Source organism: Amycolatopsis cihanbeyliensis (assembly GCF_006715045.1).
Classification (GTDB): Bacteria; Actinomycetota; Actinomycetes; order Mycobacteriales; family Pseudonocardiaceae; genus Amycolatopsis; species Amycolatopsis cihanbeyliensis.
In genome coordinates this window covers 1843106-1860833 of sequence record NZ_VFML01000001.1, presented here as the reverse complement: position 1 = coordinate 1860833, position 17728 = coordinate 1843106, and the positions used below count along the sequence as shown (strand labels likewise).

The 17728-nt window shown below is 70.9% G+C and carries 19 protein-coding genes and 1 riboswitch; of the genes, 16 read left to right on the top strand and 3 right to left on the bottom strand.

Annotation, left to right across the window (positions count from 1 at the left end):
* The first annotated feature begins 39 nt into the window (after positions 1 to 39).
* The 6 genes from pgeF (at position 40) to FB471_RS08045 (ending at position 4263) form a co-directional block, all read left to right on the top strand.
* Positions 40 to 753, top strand: coding sequence for a peptidoglycan editing factor PgeF (gene pgeF, locus FB471_RS08070; protein WP_141996699.1), 714 nt, complete (start codon positions 40 to 42; stop codon positions 751 to 753).
* Entirely contained in the window at positions 750 to 1481 is a 732-nt protein-coding gene (locus FB471_RS08065) for a YggS family pyridoxal phosphate-dependent enzyme (RefSeq protein WP_141996698.1), read from the top strand. Before pgeF ends, FB471_RS08065 begins: the two co-directional genes overlap by 4 nt.
* Positions 1482 to 1556: 75 nt before the next feature.
* On the top strand, positions 1557 to 2186 hold the full coding sequence (locus FB471_RS08060) for a cell division protein SepF (protein WP_141996697.1): 630 nt from the start codon (positions 1557 to 1559) through the stop codon (positions 2184 to 2186).
* A gap of 26 nt (positions 2187 to 2212) precedes the next feature.
* The gene (locus FB471_RS08055) at positions 2213 to 2497 is read left to right on the top strand and encodes a YggT family protein (RefSeq protein WP_141996696.1); all 285 of its coding nucleotides are present in this window, start codon (positions 2213 to 2215) and stop codon (positions 2495 to 2497) included.
* Positions 2498 to 2547: 50 nt separating this feature from the next.
* On the top strand, positions 2548 to 3444 hold the full coding sequence (gene wag31, locus FB471_RS08050) for a DivIVA-like cell division protein Wag31 (protein ID WP_141996695.1): 897 nt from the start codon (positions 2548 to 2550) through the stop codon (positions 3442 to 3444).
* 135 nt (positions 3445 to 3579) lie between these two features.
* Positions 3580 to 4263 carry a hypothetical protein gene (locus FB471_RS08045; RefSeq protein ID WP_141996694.1) on the top strand — a complete coding sequence of 228 codons (684 nt, stop codon included), beginning with the start codon at positions 3580 to 3582 and terminating at the stop codon, positions 4261 to 4263.
* 9 nt (positions 4264 to 4272) lie between these two features.
* On the opposite strand, the gene FB471_RS08040 is transcribed toward FB471_RS08045, so the two are convergent.
* From FB471_RS08040 to FB471_RS08030, 3 genes are read right to left on the bottom strand one after another with little or no spacing between them, the layout of a single operon-like run.
* Entirely contained in the window at positions 4273 to 4893 is a 621-nt protein-coding gene (locus FB471_RS08040) for a hypothetical protein (protein WP_141996693.1), read from the bottom strand.
* A 42-nt stretch (positions 4894 to 4935) separates the two neighbouring features.
* The gene (locus tag FB471_RS08035) at positions 4936 to 5130 is read right to left on the bottom strand and encodes a hypothetical protein (RefSeq protein ID WP_141996692.1); all 195 of its coding nucleotides are present in this window, start codon (positions 5128 to 5130) and stop codon (positions 4936 to 4938) included.
* Positions 5127 to 5351, bottom strand: a complete 225-nt coding sequence (locus FB471_RS08030) for a hypothetical protein (protein ID WP_141996691.1) — start codon at positions 5349 to 5351, stop codon at positions 5127 to 5129. The genes FB471_RS08035 and FB471_RS08030 overlap by 4 nt, the downstream gene beginning before the upstream one ends.
* 207 nt (positions 5352 to 5558) lie before the next feature.
* On the opposite strand from FB471_RS08030, the gene FB471_RS08025 reads away from it, so the two are divergent.
* From FB471_RS08025 to FB471_RS07980, 10 genes are all read left to right on the top strand, one after another.
* On the top strand, positions 5559 to 6413 hold the full coding sequence (locus tag FB471_RS08025) for a helix-turn-helix domain-containing protein (RefSeq protein WP_141996690.1): 855 nt from the start codon (positions 5559 to 5561) through the stop codon (positions 6411 to 6413).
* A gap of 26 nt (positions 6414 to 6439) precedes the next feature.
* Positions 6440 to 6643, top strand: coding sequence for a DUF397 domain-containing protein (locus tag FB471_RS08020; RefSeq protein WP_141996689.1), 204 nt, complete (start codon positions 6440 to 6442; stop codon positions 6641 to 6643).
* Between the two features lie 274 nt (positions 6644 to 6917).
* The gene (gene ileS / locus FB471_RS08015; RefSeq protein WP_141996688.1) at positions 6918 to 10106 is read left to right on the top strand and encodes an isoleucine--tRNA ligase; all 3189 of its coding nucleotides are present in this window, start codon (positions 6918 to 6920) and stop codon (positions 10104 to 10106) included.
* 78 nt (positions 10107 to 10184) lie between these two features.
* Positions 10185 to 10484 (top strand): small secreted hydrophilic protein, encoded by a 300-nt coding sequence (locus FB471_RS08010; protein WP_141996687.1) that lies wholly within the window; start codon positions 10185 to 10187, stop codon positions 10482 to 10484.
* Complete coding sequence (locus tag FB471_RS08005; protein WP_141996686.1) at positions 10477 to 11910, top strand: sensor histidine kinase; 1434 nt, start codon at positions 10477 to 10479, stop codon at positions 11908 to 11910. The genes FB471_RS08010 and FB471_RS08005 overlap by 8 nt, the downstream gene beginning before the upstream one ends.
* Entirely contained in the window at positions 11907 to 12566 is a 660-nt protein-coding gene (locus FB471_RS08000) for a response regulator transcription factor (RefSeq protein ID WP_141996685.1), read from the top strand. The genes FB471_RS08005 and FB471_RS08000 overlap by 4 nt, the downstream gene beginning before the upstream one ends.
* Positions 12567 to 12643: 77 nt before the next feature.
* Positions 12644 to 14287, top strand: a complete 1644-nt coding sequence (locus FB471_RS07995) for a penicillin-binding transpeptidase domain-containing protein (RefSeq protein WP_342779413.1) — start codon at positions 12644 to 12646, stop codon at positions 14285 to 14287.
* 35 nt (positions 14288 to 14322) lie between these two features.
* Complete coding sequence (locus FB471_RS07990; RefSeq protein ID WP_425457096.1) at positions 14323 to 14601, top strand: DUF167 domain-containing protein; 279 nt, start codon at positions 14323 to 14325, stop codon at positions 14599 to 14601.
* A 30-nt stretch (positions 14602 to 14631) separates the two neighbouring features.
* On the top strand, positions 14632 to 16110 hold the full coding sequence (locus FB471_RS07985; RefSeq protein ID WP_141996684.1) for a potassium/proton antiporter: 1479 nt from the start codon (positions 14632 to 14634) through the stop codon (positions 16108 to 16110).
* Positions 16111 to 16174: 64 nt separating this feature from the next.
* Positions 16175 to 16288: riboswitch (SAM riboswitch) on the top strand.
* A gap of 31 nt (positions 16289 to 16319) precedes the next feature.
* Positions 16320 to 17699: an aminotransferase class V-fold PLP-dependent enzyme gene (locus FB471_RS07980; protein ID WP_141996683.1), complete on the top strand. Its 1380-nt coding sequence runs from the start codon at positions 16320 to 16322 to the stop codon at positions 17697 to 17699.
* Positions 17700 to 17728: the final 29 nt, after the last annotated feature.

Sequence of the window (17728 nt, the reverse complement as noted above, 5' to 3'; positions counted from 1 at the left end):
CGAACTACCGGCACGAGGCCGAGCGGAGGACTCCCCATCTTGCGCATTCGTCGCGTGGTGACGACCAGGGCGGGCGGTGCGTCGCGGGCGCCGTACGACACGTTCAACCTCGGCGATCATGTCGGTGACGATCCGGCCTCCGTGGCGGCCAACCGCACGCGTCTCGCCACCGAACTCGGCCTCGCGCCGGGCCGGCTGGCCTGGATGGAGCAGGTGCACGGGCGCACCGCGACCCTGGTCGGTGGCGCGGGCTGGACCGCGGACGAACCGGCCGAGGCCACCGACGCGCTGGTCACCGCCACGCCCGGGGTGGCCGTGGCGGCGCTGGTCGCCGACTGCGTCCCGGTGCTGCTCGGCGACCCGGAGGCCGGGGTGGTGGCCGCGGTACACGCGGGACGGGTGGGGGCCAGGGTCGGCGTGCTGCCTGCCGCGCTGGAGGCCATGCGTGCGGCGGGGGCGCAACCGCACCGCACCGAGGCGCTGCTGGGGCCCGCGATCTGCGGCGAATGCTACGAGGTGCCTGCCGAGATGGCCGAGGACGTCGAGCGGCACCTGCCGGGCAGTTCCTGCCGCAGCCGCTCCGGAACGGCCGCGATCGACCTGCGCTCCGGGCTGTGGCGCCAGCTCGCCGACGTCGGGATCGGCAAGATCGGCGTGGATCCCCGCTGCACGGTCGAGGACAGCACGCTGTTCAGTTACCGGCGCGACGGCACCACCGGCAGGCTCGCCGCGGTCACCTGGGCGGAGCCGTGAGTGCCGAGCGCAAGGCGGAACTGGCCGAGGCGCTGACCGCCGTGCGGGCGCGGATCGACAAGGCGTGCGTGGCGGCGGGTCGTGCACCGGAGGAGGTCCGGCTGCTCGCGGTGACCAAGACCTTTCCCGCCACCGATGCCGCCCTGCTCGCTGACCTCGGTGTGACCGATCTCGCGGAGAACAGGGACCAGGAGGCGGCGGGCAAGGTGCCCGAGGTCGCGCGGCTGCGGCCCGCGGCCGGAGTTCGCTGGCATATGGTCGGCCGCTTGCAGCGGAACAAGGCCCGTTCGGCGATCCGGTGGGCGGACGAGGTGCAGTCGGTGGACTCGGTCCGGCTGGCCGAGGCACTGGCCAAGGCGGCACGGTCGGCCCGCGACGCCGGGGAACGGGACCAACCGCTCGACGTCCTGCTGCAGGCCAGCCTCGATGACGACCCCGCTCGTGGTGGCTGCCGACTTGATGATCTCAACGAGCTCGCCGCGCAGGTAGCTCGATCGGGTGAGCTGAGGCTACGCGGACTGATGGCGGTCGCCCCCTTGGACACCGATCCCGAGCCCGCCTTCGCCCGGCTCGCCGGCGCGTCCGAGACGCTCCGCGCGGAGCACCCCGAGGCGGCTGAACTGTCCGCGGGCATGAGCGGCGACCTGGAGATCGCCGTCGCTTACGGCTCGACCTGTGTGCGTGTCGGAACCGCATTGCTCGGTGGCCGCGGTCTAGCCTCGCCCTAGGGAGTCACCCAGCGGCGTCGGCGAACGTGACACAGCGTCAGGGTGGGTCGTTTCGGCGAGGGCGGAGGAGCAGGCATGAGCGCGCTACAGAAGCTGAAGGCCTACTTCGGCATGGTGCCGGCCGACGACGAGTACGACGGTTACCACGACGAGTACTCCGACAACTACCGTCGCGCCTACCCCGAGGACGACTACGACGCCTACGACGAGCCGCCCGCCCGGCACGGGCACGGCCGGTACCGCCCGGTCGACGAGTACGACTACGAGCCGCCACCCCCGCGGCCGAGGGGGAGGGGTGCGCCGCCACCCGAGCCCGCCGTGCAGGGGGCGTTGGCCGTGGAGCGGCAGTCCGAGCAGGTGGCCAGGTTGCGTTCGGTGCAGGAGCCCGCGCGCCAGCCCGCCCGCGATCCGTTGAGCAGGATCACCACCCTGCACCCCACCAGCTACGCCGAGGCGAGGGCGGTCGGCGAGGCCTACCGCGAGGGCACCCCGGTGATCATGAACCTCACCGAGATGGAGAACGCGGACGCCAAGCGCCTGGTGGACTTCGCGGCCGGGCTCGCGTTCGCGCTGCGCGGCTCGATGGACAAGGTCACGAACAAGGTGTTTTTGCTCTCACCGCCGGACATCGAGGTCACGGCCGAGGACCGCAGGCGGATCGCCGAGGGAGGTCTGTTCCTCCGTCACTCCGACCGCACGTTCTGAGTGGCTCGTATGGCAGAGTGAGTGTCGTGAATGCGGTCTGGCTAGTCTTCTACTACCTGCTCTTCGCCTTCTGGCTGCTGCTGACGGCGAGGATCGTGGTAGAGCTCGTGAGGGCGTTCGCACGTGAGTGGCGTCCCGCCGGAGGGGTTGCGGTGACGCTGGAGACCATCTACACAGTTACGGACCCGCCGGTCCGTGTGGTCCGGCGGATCATCCCGATGGTGCGGATTGGCGGCGTCGGACTGGACTTATCGATTATGGTGCTGCTGTTGGTTGTGTTCATCCTGATGCAACTGGCATATCCCGGGTAACGGGGAACCCGGGTATGTCCGGCAGGCCATGGAGTGCGTGAGGTGATCTGATGTCGTTGACCCCTGCTGACGTGCATAACGTCGCGTTCAGCAAGCCTCCAATCGGCAAGCGGGGCTATAACGAGGACGAGGTGGATGCCTTCCTCGACCTGGTGGAGACCGAGCTTGCCCGGTTGATTGAGGACAATAACGAGCTGCGCCAGCAGGTCGAACAGCTGGATGCGGAGTTGGAATCAACCCGTGGTGAGCTGGAGACCGCCAAGGCGAACGGCGGTGGTGGCGGCGGTGGCGCCGCCCCGCAGCAGCAGGCCCCCCCGATGCGCGAGGAGCCCTCGCGCAGGCTGGCGCCGGTGCCGCCGCCCTCGGCCATGGAGCAGACGCAGGCGCACGCCGGCCTGATGGGCGACAACGGCGAGCCGAACGTGCAGGCCGCGAAGGTGCTCGGCCTCGCGCAGGAGATGGCCGACCGGCTCACCGCCGAGGCCAAGACCGAGTCGGACGGCATGCTGGCCGAGGCTCGTACCAAGTCCGAGCAGCTCCTCTCCGACGCGCGGGCGAAGTCCGACTCGATGGTCAACGAGGCACGCACGCGTGCCGAGACCATGCTGAACGACGCGCGGACCAGGGCGGAGACCCTGGAGCGGCAGGCGCGTGACAAGGCGACCACGCTGGAACGCGAGGCGCAGCGCAAGTACACCGAGACCATGAACAACATGAACACCGAGAAGGGTGCGCTGAACAAGCGCATCGAGGAGCTCCGCACGATAGAGCGCGAGTACCGGACCCGGCTGCGTGGTTTCCTCGAGTCGCAGTTGCGGGAGCTGGACGATCGTGCCTCCGCGGCGCCGTCCACGGCCTCGGGCAACTCCAACCAGTCCGGTAGCGGAAACTCCGGGGGTGGTAGCGGCCAAGGCTACTCCTTCGGACCCCGGGCCGAGGCAGGCTAGCGGTCGGCCCCGGCCCGGAGCGAAGCACTAACCCAACGCATTTCCGTGGTCCCTTGCCGGTTCCGGCTGCTCCAACGGCGGAGCGCCGGAACCATGCCGGTGCGCTACGTTCCCCGTCACGTGGTGTAATTCACTGTGCTCTACGTTGTTCTGATCCTCGTGCTGGCCGCCCTCGGCGGGGTGGTCACGGCGCTCATTACCGCCGACTCGCTGTGGGCCTGGATCTCCATCGGACTCTCCGTGCTCGCCGGGGTGCTGTTGCTCGTCGACCTGCTGCGCAGGCGGTCGAAGGCGCAGCAGCCCGTGGACGCGAAGGAAACGGACGGGGAGGAAGCGGACGGGGAGACCGAGCGGCCCGCCGGAGACTCCGCGGAGTCGGCCGAGTCCGTCCAGTCCGCGGAGACCGCCGTCGTGGACGAGCGGCCGGAGCAGACCGCCCTGTTGCCGGCCGCCGGTGAGCTGTCCGGGGGCGGTACCGACGACACCGCTACCGAAGACTCCGGCACCGAGGACAGCCGTGCCGAGGACAGCCGTGCCGAGGACACCGCCAACCTCGAGGAGCCCCAGGCCGCCAAGGACGCGGGGGACGGCGAGCCGGGGGTGGAGGAGACCGACGCGGCGGACGCCCTGGTGGTCTCCGAGCTCGATGTCGAGGTCGTGGTGGTCGACGAGCATCCGCGCTACCACCTGTCCGGCTGCGGCTGGCTCGGCGAACGAGACACCATCCCGATCGAACTCGCCGAGGCCCGCGAGCTCGGCTTCACGCCCTGCGCCCGCTGCACTCCCGACACCACCCTGGCCGCCGCCCACCGGGAGTAGCGCGCGGGACTAGGAGTTCTGGTCCGGACGAAGCTTCTCGTCGATGTCGGGCAGCCAGTGGGCGAGTTCCAGGGTTTTCAGGTTCGCCCAGTGGCCGAGCCGCCGTCCCTGGACGATCAGTGCGACGAACCCGGCCGCGAACAACACCGCGCAGCCGGCCGCGAGCGCGGGCTTCGGGCCGAGGACCAGTTCGACGATCGCGGCAAGGAAGGCCGGTACCAGCGCGCCCGCGGAGTTCCGCAGCATCAGCCCGGCGGCACGCAAGCGGACCACCTCGGAAGCCATGTCCTTTTCGTGCATCTGCAGTGCTGAGAGCAACAAGAACGAGTCCGCCCGGACGAAGTCGCGGTCTCGCGCCGCCGGGTTGCGGCGCACGAACTCCTCGCGTGGGCGCCGCGTGCGTCGCCTCGGCACGAGGCGGTTGGCGGCCGCACCGAGTGGATAGACCGCGTAGCCAAGGAGATAGCTCGCCAGGATGAGGACGATGACCAGTAACACCACGGGTGTCTGACCCACCACGTGGGGATCGATCCAGTGCAGGCGGACGGCGAGGTAGCTCAGGAACCCGAGCGAGAGCGAGCCCGGGATCGTGTAGGTGAAGAGATCGAAGATGCCGATGGCAAACGTCACCGTTGCGATCCAAACCGATGGACGTTCTTCGCGCCAGCAGCGTCAGCGCCGATCGTGCTCAATCATCGGTGGCGGGTCGTCCTCCCGCAACAACGGGATCAGATCGGACAACGCGTCCGCCAGCTCGTCCCGCACCTGCTGCGGGCAGTTCCCGCGCATGGTCGCGAAGGCCACGTCGTGCAACTGCCAGCCGACCGCGCGCAGCAGCACGACGAACCGCCTGCGTTCCTCGTTCATGCCTCACCCCCGGTGACCACGTCCCGTAGCGCCGCGCGTAACCGGCCTGCCTGCAACGGCTTCAGCACGGTCGCGACGTCTCCCGGCCCGATCAGGACGACCTGCCCACCGATCACGGTGACGGTCAGCACCCCGTGCCGCCCTCTCTCGTCCTGGCAGTGGACCCGGCGCGCCGGGTAAGCGGTCCGGTCCGGTCGGCTGCTCCGCGGGGTCCTGTTCATGGCCCGGTCCTTACGGCGATTGGTGATGGAACCCGCCCCGGCCAGGAACTGTGAGCGGCCGGGACGGGTACGCGGAGTGTCAACATTCGACCACCCCACGCAGTGATAACGTAACACTGCACATGCAGAGTTACAAGCGGAGTGTCATGTCGGCGGCATCGGTAGCCGGTGGTGCAGAATGCACACCCGAGAACAGGAGGTGGCCGCGTGGGCAGCAGCAGCCCCACCGTGCGCAAGCGGCAGCTCGGCCTGGCGCTGGCCGACCGGCGCCAGCAGGCTGGCAAGACCAGGGAGGACGCGGCGGCCGCGCTGGAGTGCTCGCTGTCCAAGATCAGCCGGATCGAGCACGGTGACGTCGGCGTGCGGCCGATCGAGCTGCGTGAACTACTGGACCTGTACGGGGTGGGCAAGGACGAGCGCGGCAGGGTGGAGGAACTGGCAAGGCTGGCCCGGCAACGCCGCCCGCGCACCACCTACGGCTCGGCGATCCCGGACTGGTTCCGCAAGTTCGTGAACCTGGAGGAAGTCGCCTCGGAGATCCGGACCTACGACAGCGAGCTGGTCACCGGGCTGTTGCAGACCGGCGACTACGCCCGCGCGCTGATCGAGGCCACCCCGCTGCACCGGCCGGAGGAGATCGACCGGGTGCTGGCCGCGCGCGAGGCCCGGCAGCGGCTGATCACCGGGGACGAGCCGATCCGGGTCTGGGCTGTGATGAGCGAGGGCGCGGTGCGCAGGGTGGTCGGCGGGCGCGAGGTGATGGCCGCGCAGCTGGAGTACCTGGCCGAGCTGGGCAGGCAGCCGCACATCACCATCCAGGTGGTGCCGTTCGGTGCCGGGGCGCATCCCTCGACCGGCTTCAACTTCAGCCTGCTGCGGTTCCCGGACGACGACGGCGCGGACATCGCCTACCTCGAGCACCTCACCGGAGCCTCCTACCTGGACCGGGACCGGCCGCAGGAGATGAAGATCTACGAGATCACCTTCAACGCGCTCTCCGCCGCGGCGCTGCCGCCCGCCGACTCACTACGCCTGCTGGATAATGTCCGGCAGGAACTGTGAGCACATGTGGAAAGGGGCGCGGAGCCATGCCCTCCGACCCGGGCCAGCTCTGCTGGCGAACATCGAGTTTCAGCGGTGGCAACGGTGGCCAGTGCGTGGAGGTGGCCGAGGCGCCCGAGGGCGGCCGGTACGTCCGGGACACCAAGGACCGCACCCGGCCCGCGCACTACTTCACCCCCGCCGAGTGGGACGCCTTCATCCGGGGAGTCAAGGCAGGGGAGTTCGACTGACCCTGCGGTTAACGGGTTGGCACGGGTGGTTACGCTGGATACAGCAGGGTGTTGATCCGGCCATCACCGGGGAGCCTCCGGAAGAACGGGCCACGGCGGCCTCAGTAGAACCGGACGGGCGCGGCCCGTGACAGCCGTGCAATGAAGTGGCCCGCGCGGCGCGGGCAAGCGGGGTGGTACCGCGGAACGTTCGCCACGGCGGCGACGTCTCGTCCCCGGCCGTCTCCGGGCAACCGGAGGCAGGACGAGAGACGAACCGCGAGGAGCGCACCGGATGTACCCCAAGGGCCGACTCGGCGACCAGCCCGCAGGCCAGGTCCCTGCCCAGCCGTCCTTCCCGGCACTGGAACGGGACGTGCTGGCCTACTGGGAGACCGATCGCACCTTCATCGCCACCGTGGAGGCCCGCGAGCCGGGCACGAACGGCTCGAACGAGTACGTCTTCTACGACGGCCCGCCCTTCGCCAACGGCCTTCCGCACTACGGCCACCTGCTCACCGGGTACGTCAAGGACATCGTGCCGCGCTACCAGACCATGCGTGGCAAGCGGGTCGAGCGCCGGTTCGGCTGGGACACCCACGGCCTGCCCGCCGAGTTGGAGGCCGAACGGCAGCTCGGCATCACCGACAAGTCGCAGATCGACGAGATGGGCATCGCCGCGTTCAACCAGGCCTGCCGCGAGTCGGTGCTGCGCTACACGGCCGAGTGGCAGGAGTACGTCACCCGCCAGGCCCGCTGGGTGGACTTCGAGAACGACTACAAGACGCTCAACGTCACCTTCATGGAGTCGGTGCTCTGGGCGTTCAAGCAGCTCTGGGACAAGGGCCTGGTGTACGAGGGCTACCGGGTACTGCCCTACTGCTGGCGGGACGAGACCCCGCTGTCCAACCACGAACTGCGGATGGACGACGACGTCTACCAGAGCAGGCAGGACCCCGCGGTCACCATCGGCTACCGGATCGAGGGCAACGACTCCGCGCTGGACGGCGCCTACCTGCTGATCTGGACCACCACCCCGTGGACCGTGCCGTCCAACCTGGCCACCGCCGTGCATCCCGAGGTGGAGTACGTGCTGGTCGAGGCGGGCGGGCTGCGGTTCCTGCTCGCCGAGGCGAGGGTGCCCGCCTACGCCAGGGAACTCGGCGAGGAACCGGCGGTGCTCGGCCGGTACCGCGGAGCCGACCTGCTCGGCACCCGCTACGCCCCGCCGTTCCCGTACTTCGCCGGTCGGCAGAACGCGCACCAGGTCCTCGCCGCCGACTACGTCACCACCGACGACGGCACCGGCGTCGTGCACATCGCCCCGGCCTACGGTGAGGAGGACAAGGTCGTCACCGACGCGGCCGGTATCACCCCGGTCACCCCGGTGGACGCCAAGGGTCGGTTCGACGCCTCGGTGCCGGACTACGCGGGCCAGAACGTGTTCGACGCCAACCCGAACATCATCAAGGACCTGAAGAACGGCACCGGATCCGCCGCCGAGCAGGGCGCGGTACTGCTGCGGCACGAGACCTACGAGCACCCGTACCCGCACTGCTGGCGCTGCCGCAACCCGCTGATCTACCGGGCGGTCTCCTCCTGGTTCGTCGCGGTCACCCGGTTCAAGGACCGGATGGTCGAGCTGAACCAGCAGATCACCTGGTACCCCGAACACGTCAAGGACGGCCAGTTCGGCAAGTGGCTGGAGAACGCGCGGGACTGGTCGATCTCCCGCAACCGCTACTGGGGCACCCCGATCCCGGTGTGGGTCTCGGACAACCCGGAGTACCCGCGCACCGATGTGTACGGCTCGCTGGACGAGCTGGAGCGCGACTTCGGAGTGCGGCTGGAGGACCTGCACCGGCCGTTCATCGACGAGCTGACCCGGCCCAACCCGGACGACCCCACCGGCACGTCCACCATGCGGCGGATCCCGGACGTGCTGGACGTGTGGTTCGACTCCGGCTCCATGCCGTTCGCCCAGGTGCACTACCCGTATCAGAACGCGGACTGGTTCGAGCACCACTACCCGGGCGACTTCATCGTCGAGTACATCGGGCAGACCCGCGGCTGGTTCTACACCCTGCACGTGCTGGCCACCGCGCTGTTCGACCGGCCGGCGTTCCGCACCTGCGTCTCGCACGGCATCGTGCTCGGCTCCGACGGGCAGAAGATGTCCAAGTCACTGCGCAACTACCCGGCCGTGACCGAGGTGTTCGACCGGGACGGCTCGGACGCCATGCGCTGGTACCTGATGGCGAGCCCGATCCTGCGCGGCGGCAACCTCGTCGTCACCGAGAAGGGCATCAGGGACGCCGTGCGCCAGGCGGTGCTGCCGCTGTGGAACTCCTGGTACTTCCTGGCGCTGTACGCCAACGCCGAGGGTGTGGAGGGCCGCTTCCGTACGGGCTCCGGCCATGTGCTGGACCGCTACGTGCTGGCCAAGCTGCACGAGTTGGTGACCGATGTCGAGCACGCGCTGGACACCTACGACATCGCGGAGGGCTGCGCGCTCGTCCGCAACTTCCTCGAGGTGCTCACCAACTGGTACGTGCGCCGGTCGAGGGACCGGTTCTGGGCCGGGGATCAGGACGCCATCGACACCCTGCACACCGTGCTCGAGGTCACCTGCCGCACGGCGGCCCCGTTGCTGCCGCTGACCACGGAGGCGGTCTGGCGCGGCCTGACCGGCGGCCGTTCGGTGCATCTCACCGACTGGCCGAGCACCACCGACCTGCCGGCCGACCCCACGCTGGTCACCGCCATGGACCGGGTGCGCCAGGTGTGCTCCTCGACGCTGTCCCTGCGCAAGGCGAACAAGCTGCGGGTGCGGTTGCCACTGTCCCGGCTGCTGGTGGCCGCGGAGGACGTCGAGGTGCTGCGGGAGTTCACCGACATCATCGCCGAGGAGGTGAACGTCAAGTCGGTCGAGCTGACCACCGATGTCGCCGCGCACGGCGGGTTCGATGTCGCGGTGAACGCCCGCGCCGCGGGCCCACGGCTGGGTAAGGACGTGCAGAAGGTGATCAAGGCGGTCAAGGCGGGTGAGTGGTCCACCTCGCCGTCGGGTGGCGTGGTGGCCGCCGGCATCGAACTGGCCGACGGGGAGTACGAGCGCAGGCTGGTGGCCAAGGACTCCGGAGCGGCCGCGGAGCTGCCCGGTGGTTCCGGCCTGGTCCTGCTGGACACCGGGCTGACCCCGGAGCTGGCCGCCGAGGGGCTCGCCAGGGACCTGGTCCGGGTGGTGCAGCAGGCGCGGCGGGAGGCCGAGCTGGATGTCGCTGACCGGATCACGCTCACGGTGGACGCGCCGGAGGACGCCGTGGCCGCGGCACGCGCGCACGAGCGGTTCCTCGCCGGCGAGACGCTCGCCTCCAGCGTGCGCTACGCGCCGGTGGAGAACGGCTTTCCCGGCACGGTGGGCGAGGGGGTCATGGTGACGGTCGCGGTGGCGAGTGCCGCCGGGGCGGCGGAGACGCCCTAGCCGCGGATGCCCGGTGAGATGAAGAAGAACTCATCTTCGTCTCACCCTGCCCTCGCCGAGCCCGACCAGCCTGGGGTGATGAGCAGAGTGCCCCGGGTGGTCGCGCTGATCGCCGTCATCGCGCTGCCGGTCGGTGTCGCGCTCGCGACCTTGTTCCTGGTCAACGAGCCGGATCCGCCCCGGGTGCCGGAGATCGTGCGGATCGGCGAGTCGCCGCCCGCCAGCGTGTCGACCGCTCCGCGGACTCCGGAACCCACCTCCAGCGCGCCGGAACAGACCCACGTGCCGCCGCCACCGCCGGTGAGCGATGACGATGACGATGACGGTGGCGACGGCGGGGCCGACCCGGACGACGCCGACAAGGACGAGGATGGCTGAACAACGGGTGCGGGGCACCCGGGTTCCGGCACGGGCGCAGATCATGTTCTGGCTGGTGCTGGTGATGACCGCGGGCCTGGCCACCGTGGTCCTGCTGGTGATGGAGTTCGAGTACAACTCGGTGACCGACCGGGTGAACCGCAGCCTGGAACAGGACGCGGCCGAGTTCCGCACCTTCGCCGCGGCCGGGGTCGAGCCGGCCACCGGGCGGCCGATCACGGACCCCGGGGTGCTGTTCCTGCGGCACCTCGAGGCCCAGTACACCGACCAGGCCGAGCTCCTGCTCGGCATCACCGAGCAGGGCGGCAGCCTCGGCGTGGTCCGGCAGTCCGGCGACCGGCTCCGCGAGGTCCCGCTGGACGAGCCACTGCTGCGCCGGATCGTGGGCACGGACCAGGGCTCGGGGGCGGTGCGGACCCCGGCCGGCGAGATGCGCTGGCTGCGGGTGGATGTGGACACGCGGCCGAAGGCGTGGTTCGTGGCCGGGTACTTCACCGGCCCCGCCGAGGCGGAGGCGGACAGCACGGTGCGCACCCTGGCCGTGGTCAGCCTGGTCGCCCTGGTGCTGGGCGCGGGGGCCTCGTGGCTGGTCGCCGGCCAGATTCTGGCCCCGGTGCGCACGGTGCGGCAGGCCGCCGCCCGGCTCACCGAGCACGACCTCACCCACCGCATCCCGGTTCGCGGGCGGGACGACATCGCCGCTCTCGCCGAGCAGTTCAACGCGATGCTGGACCGGCTGGAGACCGCCTTCGGCACGCACCGGCAGTTCCTCGACGACGCGGGCCACGAGCTGCGCACGCCGATCACGATCGTGCGTGGCCACCTCGAGGTGATGGGCGAGGACCCCGTGGAGCGGGCCGAGGTGGTCCGGTTGTGCACCGACGAGCTCGACCGGATGGCCCGGATCGTGGACGAGCTGCTGCTGCTGGCCAAGGCGCAGCGACCGGACTTCCTGCGACCGGAATGGACCTCGTTGCCCGAGCTCACCAGCGACATCGACGCCAAGGCCAGGGCGATCGCGCCGAGGGAATGGACGCTGGAGGCACTCGGCGAGGGCGAGGTGTTCCTCGACCCGCAGCGGGTGACCCAGGCGGTGTTGCAACTGGCGCAGAACGCCGTGCAGTACACCGAACCCGGTGCGATGATCCGGATCGGTTCCTCGGTGCGGCACGGTCGGGTGTCGTTCTGGGTGACCGACAGCGGCCCCGGCGTGCCGCGGGAGGACGCGCAACGCATCTTCGAGCGGTTCGCCCGCGGCGCCGCGGGAACGGCGGGACGGACCGGCGCCGGGCTCGGCCTCGCCATCGTGAAAGCCATCGCCGACGCGCACCACGGCGAGGTGCGCGTGCTGTCGGCGCCGGTGCAGGGTGCCACCTTCGGCGTCGAACTGCCCGGGTGGCCGCAGGCAGGGGAGGAGCAACCATGAGTCGGATCCTGATCGTGGAGGACGAGGAACGGATCGCGTCCTTTGTGGATAAGGGTTTGCGCGCCAACGGTTTCGTGACCACCGTCGTCACCGACGGGGATGCCGCACTGCGTAGCGTCATCTCCGGCGGGCACGATCTGGTGGTGCTCGACCTCGGGCTGCCGGGGATGGACGGATTCACGGTGCTGCAGGCGATGCGGGACGCGAAGGTGACCACCCCGGTGATCATCCTGACCGCGCGGGATTCGGTGCGGGACACCGTGGCCGGCCTGGAGGGCGGTGCCGACGACTACATGACCAAGCCCTTCCGGTTCGAGGAGCTGCTGGCCAGGGTGCGGCTGCGGCTGAAGTCCGGCGACCACGCACCCGAGGTCACCGTGCTGCGCAACGGATCGCTGTCCCTGGACCTGCGTACCAGGCGGGTACGCACCGAAGAGAGCACAGTGGACCTCACCGCGCGGGAGTTCTCCCTGCTGGAGCTGTTCCTGCGCCATCCGGGGCAGGTGCTCTCCCGCGGGCAGATCCTCTCGCACGTGTGGGGCTACGACTTCGATCCCGGGTCGAACGTGGTGGACGTGTACGTGCGGACCCTGCGCCGCAAGCTCGGCCACGACCGGATCCTCACCGTCCGCGGGATGGGCTACCGGCTCGCCTGACAGCCGCGGGCCGCGGTGACCGGTGTCACCCTGGCCGCCCGATGTGTAACGGACGGGTCCGGTTACCGATTCACCCGGTGAGCCAGGCGAGGATGGGGGTGCGGGTGAGCACGCGGGCCAAGCGCTGGGTGCTGGGTATAGCGGGACTGTCCGTGGTGGCCATCGTGGCGGCCGGCATCCTGGTCCTGCGTGGCGAGTCCGGTAGCGAAGCACCGGCGGAGCAGGGGACAGCGAACCTGCCCGGGCCGGCTGAGGTCGTCGCGGGCTACCTGGAGGCCTTTGCCGAGGGCGACGTGCGGCGGGCCGCGAGCCACACCGACGACCCGGCCACCGCCTCCGCGATGCTCGCCGACTCCCGCTCCGGCGTGGCCGCCACGACGATCGAGGCGTACCCCGTCGACGTGCCCGCCGCCGGTGGCGCGGACACGGTCGAGGGCAGCTTCCGGATCAAGTGGACCCTCGGCCCGGGGCGGGTATGGCAGTACGAGAACCCGGTCCGGCTGGACCGTGCCGCGGGCGGCTGGACCGTGCGGTGGAGCCCCACGCTGATCCACCCGCGGCTGGCCGAGGGGCAGCACCTCGCCGCGCGCAGCCGGATCGGCAGCCCGGCCGTGCTCGACCGGGACGGCACGCCCCTGCTGGTGTGGCGGCAGGACGGCGCCAAGGCCGCCGAGGACTCCGGGGAGGTCACAGCCCCGCTGCTGCTGGACGGCATGAGCAGGCTGGCCGCCGAACAGGCCGCGGACAGCCGGTCCGTCGCGATCGTCGCCGCCGACGGCACCGAGGTACGTACGGTGCACGGCGATGAGGCAGCGCAGGCCGAGCCGCTCACCGCCACGGTGAGCGCGGCCACGCAGCGGGCGGCGCAGGGCGCGGTCGACTCGGCGGGCGCGCCCACCATGCTGGTCGCGATCCAACCCTCGACCGGGGACATCCTCGCCGTGGCGCAGAACGCGGCCGCCGGGGACACGCCGAATGCCCTTTCCGGGCTCTACGCACCCGGATCGACCTTCAAGGTCGCCACTGTCGCCGCCGCCTTGCAGGGTGGGGTGTCCGCGGACACCGTGCTGCCCTGCCCCGGCAGTGCCAGAATCGGCACCAGGACTATCCCGAACGACGGCGAGTTCGACCTCGGTGAGGTCCCGCTGCACGAGGCCTTCGCGTACTCCTGCAACACCACCTTCGCCCGGCTGGCCGCCGACCTTCCCGCCGACGGCCTCGAACGCGCAGCCACCCGGTTCGGGCTGAACGCCGACTTCGCCATCCCCGGTATCACCACCGAGGCGGGTAAGGTGGTGGCCGCGGCCGACCCGGTGCAGCGGCTCGAGGACGGCATCGGCCAGGGGCGGGTGCAGGCCAGCCCGTTCGGCGTCGCCCTGATGGCGGCGACGGTCGCCGCGGGCGAGGCCGTGACCCCGAGGCTGTGGCGCGGCCAGGACACCACGGTGAACACCGGCTACCAGGCGCCGCCCGCCGCGGTGCTGCGCACCATCGGTGGGATGATGCGGGAGGTCGTCACCACCGGCACCGGTACGGCGCTGCGCGGGTTCGGTGAGGTACGCGGCAAGACCGGCACCGCGCAGCTCGCCAGGGACCGGAACCAGGCACACGGCTGGTTCGCCGGCTACCAGGGCGACCTCGCCTTCGCCGTGATGGTGAGCGGCGCCGGTACGTCGGACCCCGCACTGGACGTGACCGGGACGTTCCTCCGCAACCGTTGACGGAGCGTACGGGCTAGCGTGTCCACATGGGAGAGATGATGCGGTTCGCCGTCCGGGTGAAGCCGGGTGCGAAGCGTGCCGCGGTCGGCGGCCGGTGGGAGGGCGCGCTCGGCGAAGCGCTGATCGTCGCGGTGCAGGCGCCCGCGGTGGGCGGCAAGGCGAACGAAGCCGTCCGCGGCGCGCTGGCGAAGGCGCTGGCAGTACGCCCGCGCGATGTCGTTGTGGTGCAAGGAGAGCGATCCAAGGACAAGCTGATCGAGGTACCGGACGCACCACCCGGCGCGCGGGAACGGCTGCGTTCCCTATTCTGTTAGCGGGACGATCGGATGTGGACGGGAGGTGTGATGGAGCAACTCCCGGTCATCCTCGGTATCGGTGCGGCCGCGCTGCTGGCCGCCGTGCTCGCCGTGCGCGTCTCCATCCGGTTAGGACTCCCCTCGCTGCTGCTCTACCTGGGCATCGGGGTGCTGCTGGGGGAGAGCGGCTTCGGTATCCAGTTCGACGACGCCACGCTCACCCAGGCGCTCGGCATCGCGGCACTGGTGATGATTCTCACCGAAGGCGGCCTCACCACCCGCTGGTCGGCGGTGCGGCCCGCGCTCGGGCCGGGACTTGCTCTGTCCACTGTGGCCGTATGGGTCAGCATCGCGGTCACCGGAACCGCGCTGCACTGGCTGCTGGGGCTGGACTGGCGGATGGCGCTGCTCTGGGGTGCGGTGCTGGCCTCGACCGACGCCGCGGCCGTGTTCTCCGTGCTGCGCGGCGTGGGGGTGAGCAAGCGGCTGGCGGGGACCGTCGAGCTCGAGTCCGGGTTGAACGACGCTCCCGCCTACATCGCCGTGGTGGTGCTGGCCACCGGCACCGCCGTGGACTGGACGCTGCCGCTGACGATCGTCTACCAGTTGGTGGCCGGCCTGGTGGTCGGCCTGGTGTTCGGCTGGCTCGGCGCGCAGGCGTTGCGCAGGGCGGCGTTGCCGGCCACCGGCCTCTATCCGCTGGCCACCGTGGCGGTGTGCCTCATCGCCTTTTCCTCGGGGCAACTGCTGGAGGCCTCCGGCCTGCTGGCCACGTACGCCGCGGGAGTGGTGCTCGGCAACTCCCGGCTGCCGCACCGCTCGGACACCCTGTCCTTCGCCGAGGGTCTCGGCTGGCTCGCCCAGATCGGCCTGTTCGTGCTGCTCGGGCTGTTCGCCTCGCCGGAGCGGCTGCTGGACAGCCTGGTGCCCGGCCTGGTGGCCGGCGCGGTGGTGCTGCTGCTCGCCCGGCCGCTGTCGGTGTTGATCTCGGCAACCCCGTTCCGCGTGCCGTGGCGTGAGCAGGTCTTCCTCTCCTGGGCCGGCCTGCGCGGCGCGGTACCCATCGTGCTCGCGATCATCCCGCTGGCCCAGGGAATACCGGGGGCACAGCGGCTCGTGGACGCGGTGTTCGTGCTGGTGCTCGTGCTCACCCTGTTACAGGGCGCCACCCTCGGCCCGCTGGCGCGGATCCTGAAGCTGTCCGCCGAGGGCGAGCCGAGGGAGATCCAGCTCGACTCGGCCCCGCTGGACGAACTCGCCGCCGAGCTGCTGCAGGTGCGGGTCCGGCCAGGGTCACGCCTGCACGGCGTGCATCTGGACGAGCTGCGGTTGCCGACCGGCGCGACGGTGAGCCTGATCGTGCGGGACGGCAACGGGTTCACCCCGGACGGCGCCAGCCGGTTGCAGGAGCGGGACCAGCTACTCGTGGTCGCCACCGAGGAGTCGCGGGCGGCGGCCGAGCGCAGGCTGCGTGCCGTGGACCGGGCCGGTCGGCTGGCCAGGTGGAAGGGTGAGCTCGGCGGGTGACGGTCGTCTCACCGAGCGAAACAGGCTCGCGCGGGTGTGACGGTATCCGTTAACTTCTTCGGCAGGTCATGAGTGCCAGCGTCAAGCCCCGGCTTGCTGGCCGGCAACCCTCCTTCCGCGGTGGGGTGCTCCGGGTGAGGACCTGGCCGGTCGTGTCCGCGGCTGGCAAGCGCGGACCCTCACGGGTCCCTGACCCGAGGAGGGCCGGCATGACACTCGCCATCGATGTTCTTCCCGCCACCGCGAACGCGGCTCCACCCCAGGTTCCGGCCGTCGTGGGGGCCGGGCTGCGGGTGCCGTTGGTGACCGGGGAGCGGGTCGGTTACGCCAATCTCGACCACGCGGCCAGCGCGCCCTGCCTTGAGGTGGTCCGGGACGCCGTGGACGAGCTGCTGCCCTGGTACGCCAGTGTGCACCGGGGCGCGGGATTCGCCTCCCAGGTCTGTACCCGGGTCTACGAGCGGGCCAGGGAGACCCTCCGCGGTTTCGTGGACGCGCGCGCCAGGGACGCGGTGGTGTTCACCCGCAACACCACCGACGCGTTCAACCTGCTGGCACGCAGCCTGCCGAAGGGCACCTCGGTGGTGGTGTTCGACACCGAGCACCACGCCGCCCTGCTGCCGTGGCGCGGGCCCCGCGTGCACCGGATCAGCACCCCGGCGACTCGGGCGGCGGCCGTGTCCGCCGTGGATGCCGCGCTCGCCGCCTGCCAGGAAGGCCCTCGCCTGCTCGTGGTCACCGGCGCGTCCAACGTGACCGGCGAGGTGTTCCCGGTCGCCGAGCTGGCCGCGGTCGCCAGGCGGCACGGGGCGCGGATCGCCCTGGACGCCGCGCAACTGGCCCCGCACCGGCGAATCTCGATGCGCGAGCTGGACGTCGACTACCTCGCGCTGTCCGGGCACAAGCTGTACGCGCCGTTCGGCGCGGGCGCGCTCGTCGGCCGTGCCGACTGGCTGCGCGCGGCACCGCCGTACCTGGCGGGCGGCGGCGCGAGCAAGGCGGTCGAACGGCAGGGTGCGGAACTCGGGGTGGTGTGGAACTCCGGCCCGCAGCGGCACGAGGCCGGTTCGCCGAACACCGTGGGGGTATACGCCCTGGGCGTGGCCTGCGCGGAGCTCGCGCAGCGGTGGGATGCCGTCGCCGAGCACGAGCGACGGCTGCACGCCCGGCTCCGGCGCGGGCTGGCGACCGTGCCCGGCAGCACCGAGTTGCGCTTGTTCACCGACACCGTGGCCCCGGCCGACCAGGTGGGCACGGTGAGCCTGGTGGTCGACGGGTTCGAACCCGGCTGGCTGGCCGCGGCCCTGTCCGCCGAGCACGGTATCGGGGTGCGCGACGGGGCGTTCTGCGCCCACCTCGCCACCCGCGGGCTCATCGCCCGTACGGGGGTGCCGGCCCGGCAGGCGCTGCGGGTGAGTCTCGGCCTCGGCACGACGGTCGACCATGTCGACCGGTTGACCCGCGCCCTGCGCGGGCTGGTGACCGGAGGGGCGCGGTGGAGCTATGCGCAGCAGGACGGCCGCTGGGTACCCAGCCCCGACCCCAGGCCGCTGCCCTCGTTCCTGGCGGGCGAGGGGTCACCATGCTGACGGTGCGCTGAGCCCGCCGTGGACAATGG

Coding starts and splice junctions, on each gene's coding strand:
- FB471_RS08060 (WP_141996697.1), top strand. CDS start 1,557: ATGAGCGCGCTACAGAAGCTGAAGGCCTACTTCGGCATGGTGCCGGCC.
- wag31 (WP_141996695.1), top strand. CDS start 2,548: ATGTCGTTGACCCCTGCTGACGTGCATAACGTCGCGTTCAGCAAGCCT.
- FB471_RS08035 (WP_141996692.1), bottom strand. CDS start 5,130: ATGAACGAGGAACGCAGGCGGTTCGTCGTGCTGCTGCGCGCGGTCGGC.
- FB471_RS08030 (WP_141996691.1), bottom strand. CDS start 5,351: ATGAACAGGACCCCGCGGAGCAGCCGACCGGACCGGACCGCTTACCCG.
- FB471_RS08020 (WP_141996689.1), top strand. CDS start 6,440: ATGCCCTCCGACCCGGGCCAGCTCTGCTGGCGAACATCGAGTTTCAGC.
- ileS (WP_141996688.1), top strand. CDS start 6,918: ATGTACCCCAAGGGCCGACTCGGCGACCAGCCCGCAGGCCAGGTCCCT.
- FB471_RS08010 (WP_141996687.1), top strand. CDS start 10,185: ATGAGCAGAGTGCCCCGGGTGGTCGCGCTGATCGCCGTCATCGCGCTG.
- FB471_RS08005 (WP_141996686.1), top strand. CDS start 10,477: ATGGCTGAACAACGGGTGCGGGGCACCCGGGTTCCGGCACGGGCGCAG.
- FB471_RS08000 (WP_141996685.1), top strand. CDS start 11,907: ATGAGTCGGATCCTGATCGTGGAGGACGAGGAACGGATCGCGTCCTTT.
- FB471_RS07990 (WP_425457096.1), top strand. CDS start 14,323: ATGATGCGGTTCGCCGTCCGGGTGAAGCCGGGTGCGAAGCGTGCCGCG.
- FB471_RS07985 (WP_141996684.1), top strand. CDS start 14,632: ATGGAGCAACTCCCGGTCATCCTCGGTATCGGTGCGGCCGCGCTGCTG.
- FB471_RS07980 (WP_141996683.1), top strand. CDS start 16,320: ATGACACTCGCCATCGATGTTCTTCCCGCCACCGCGAACGCGGCTCCA.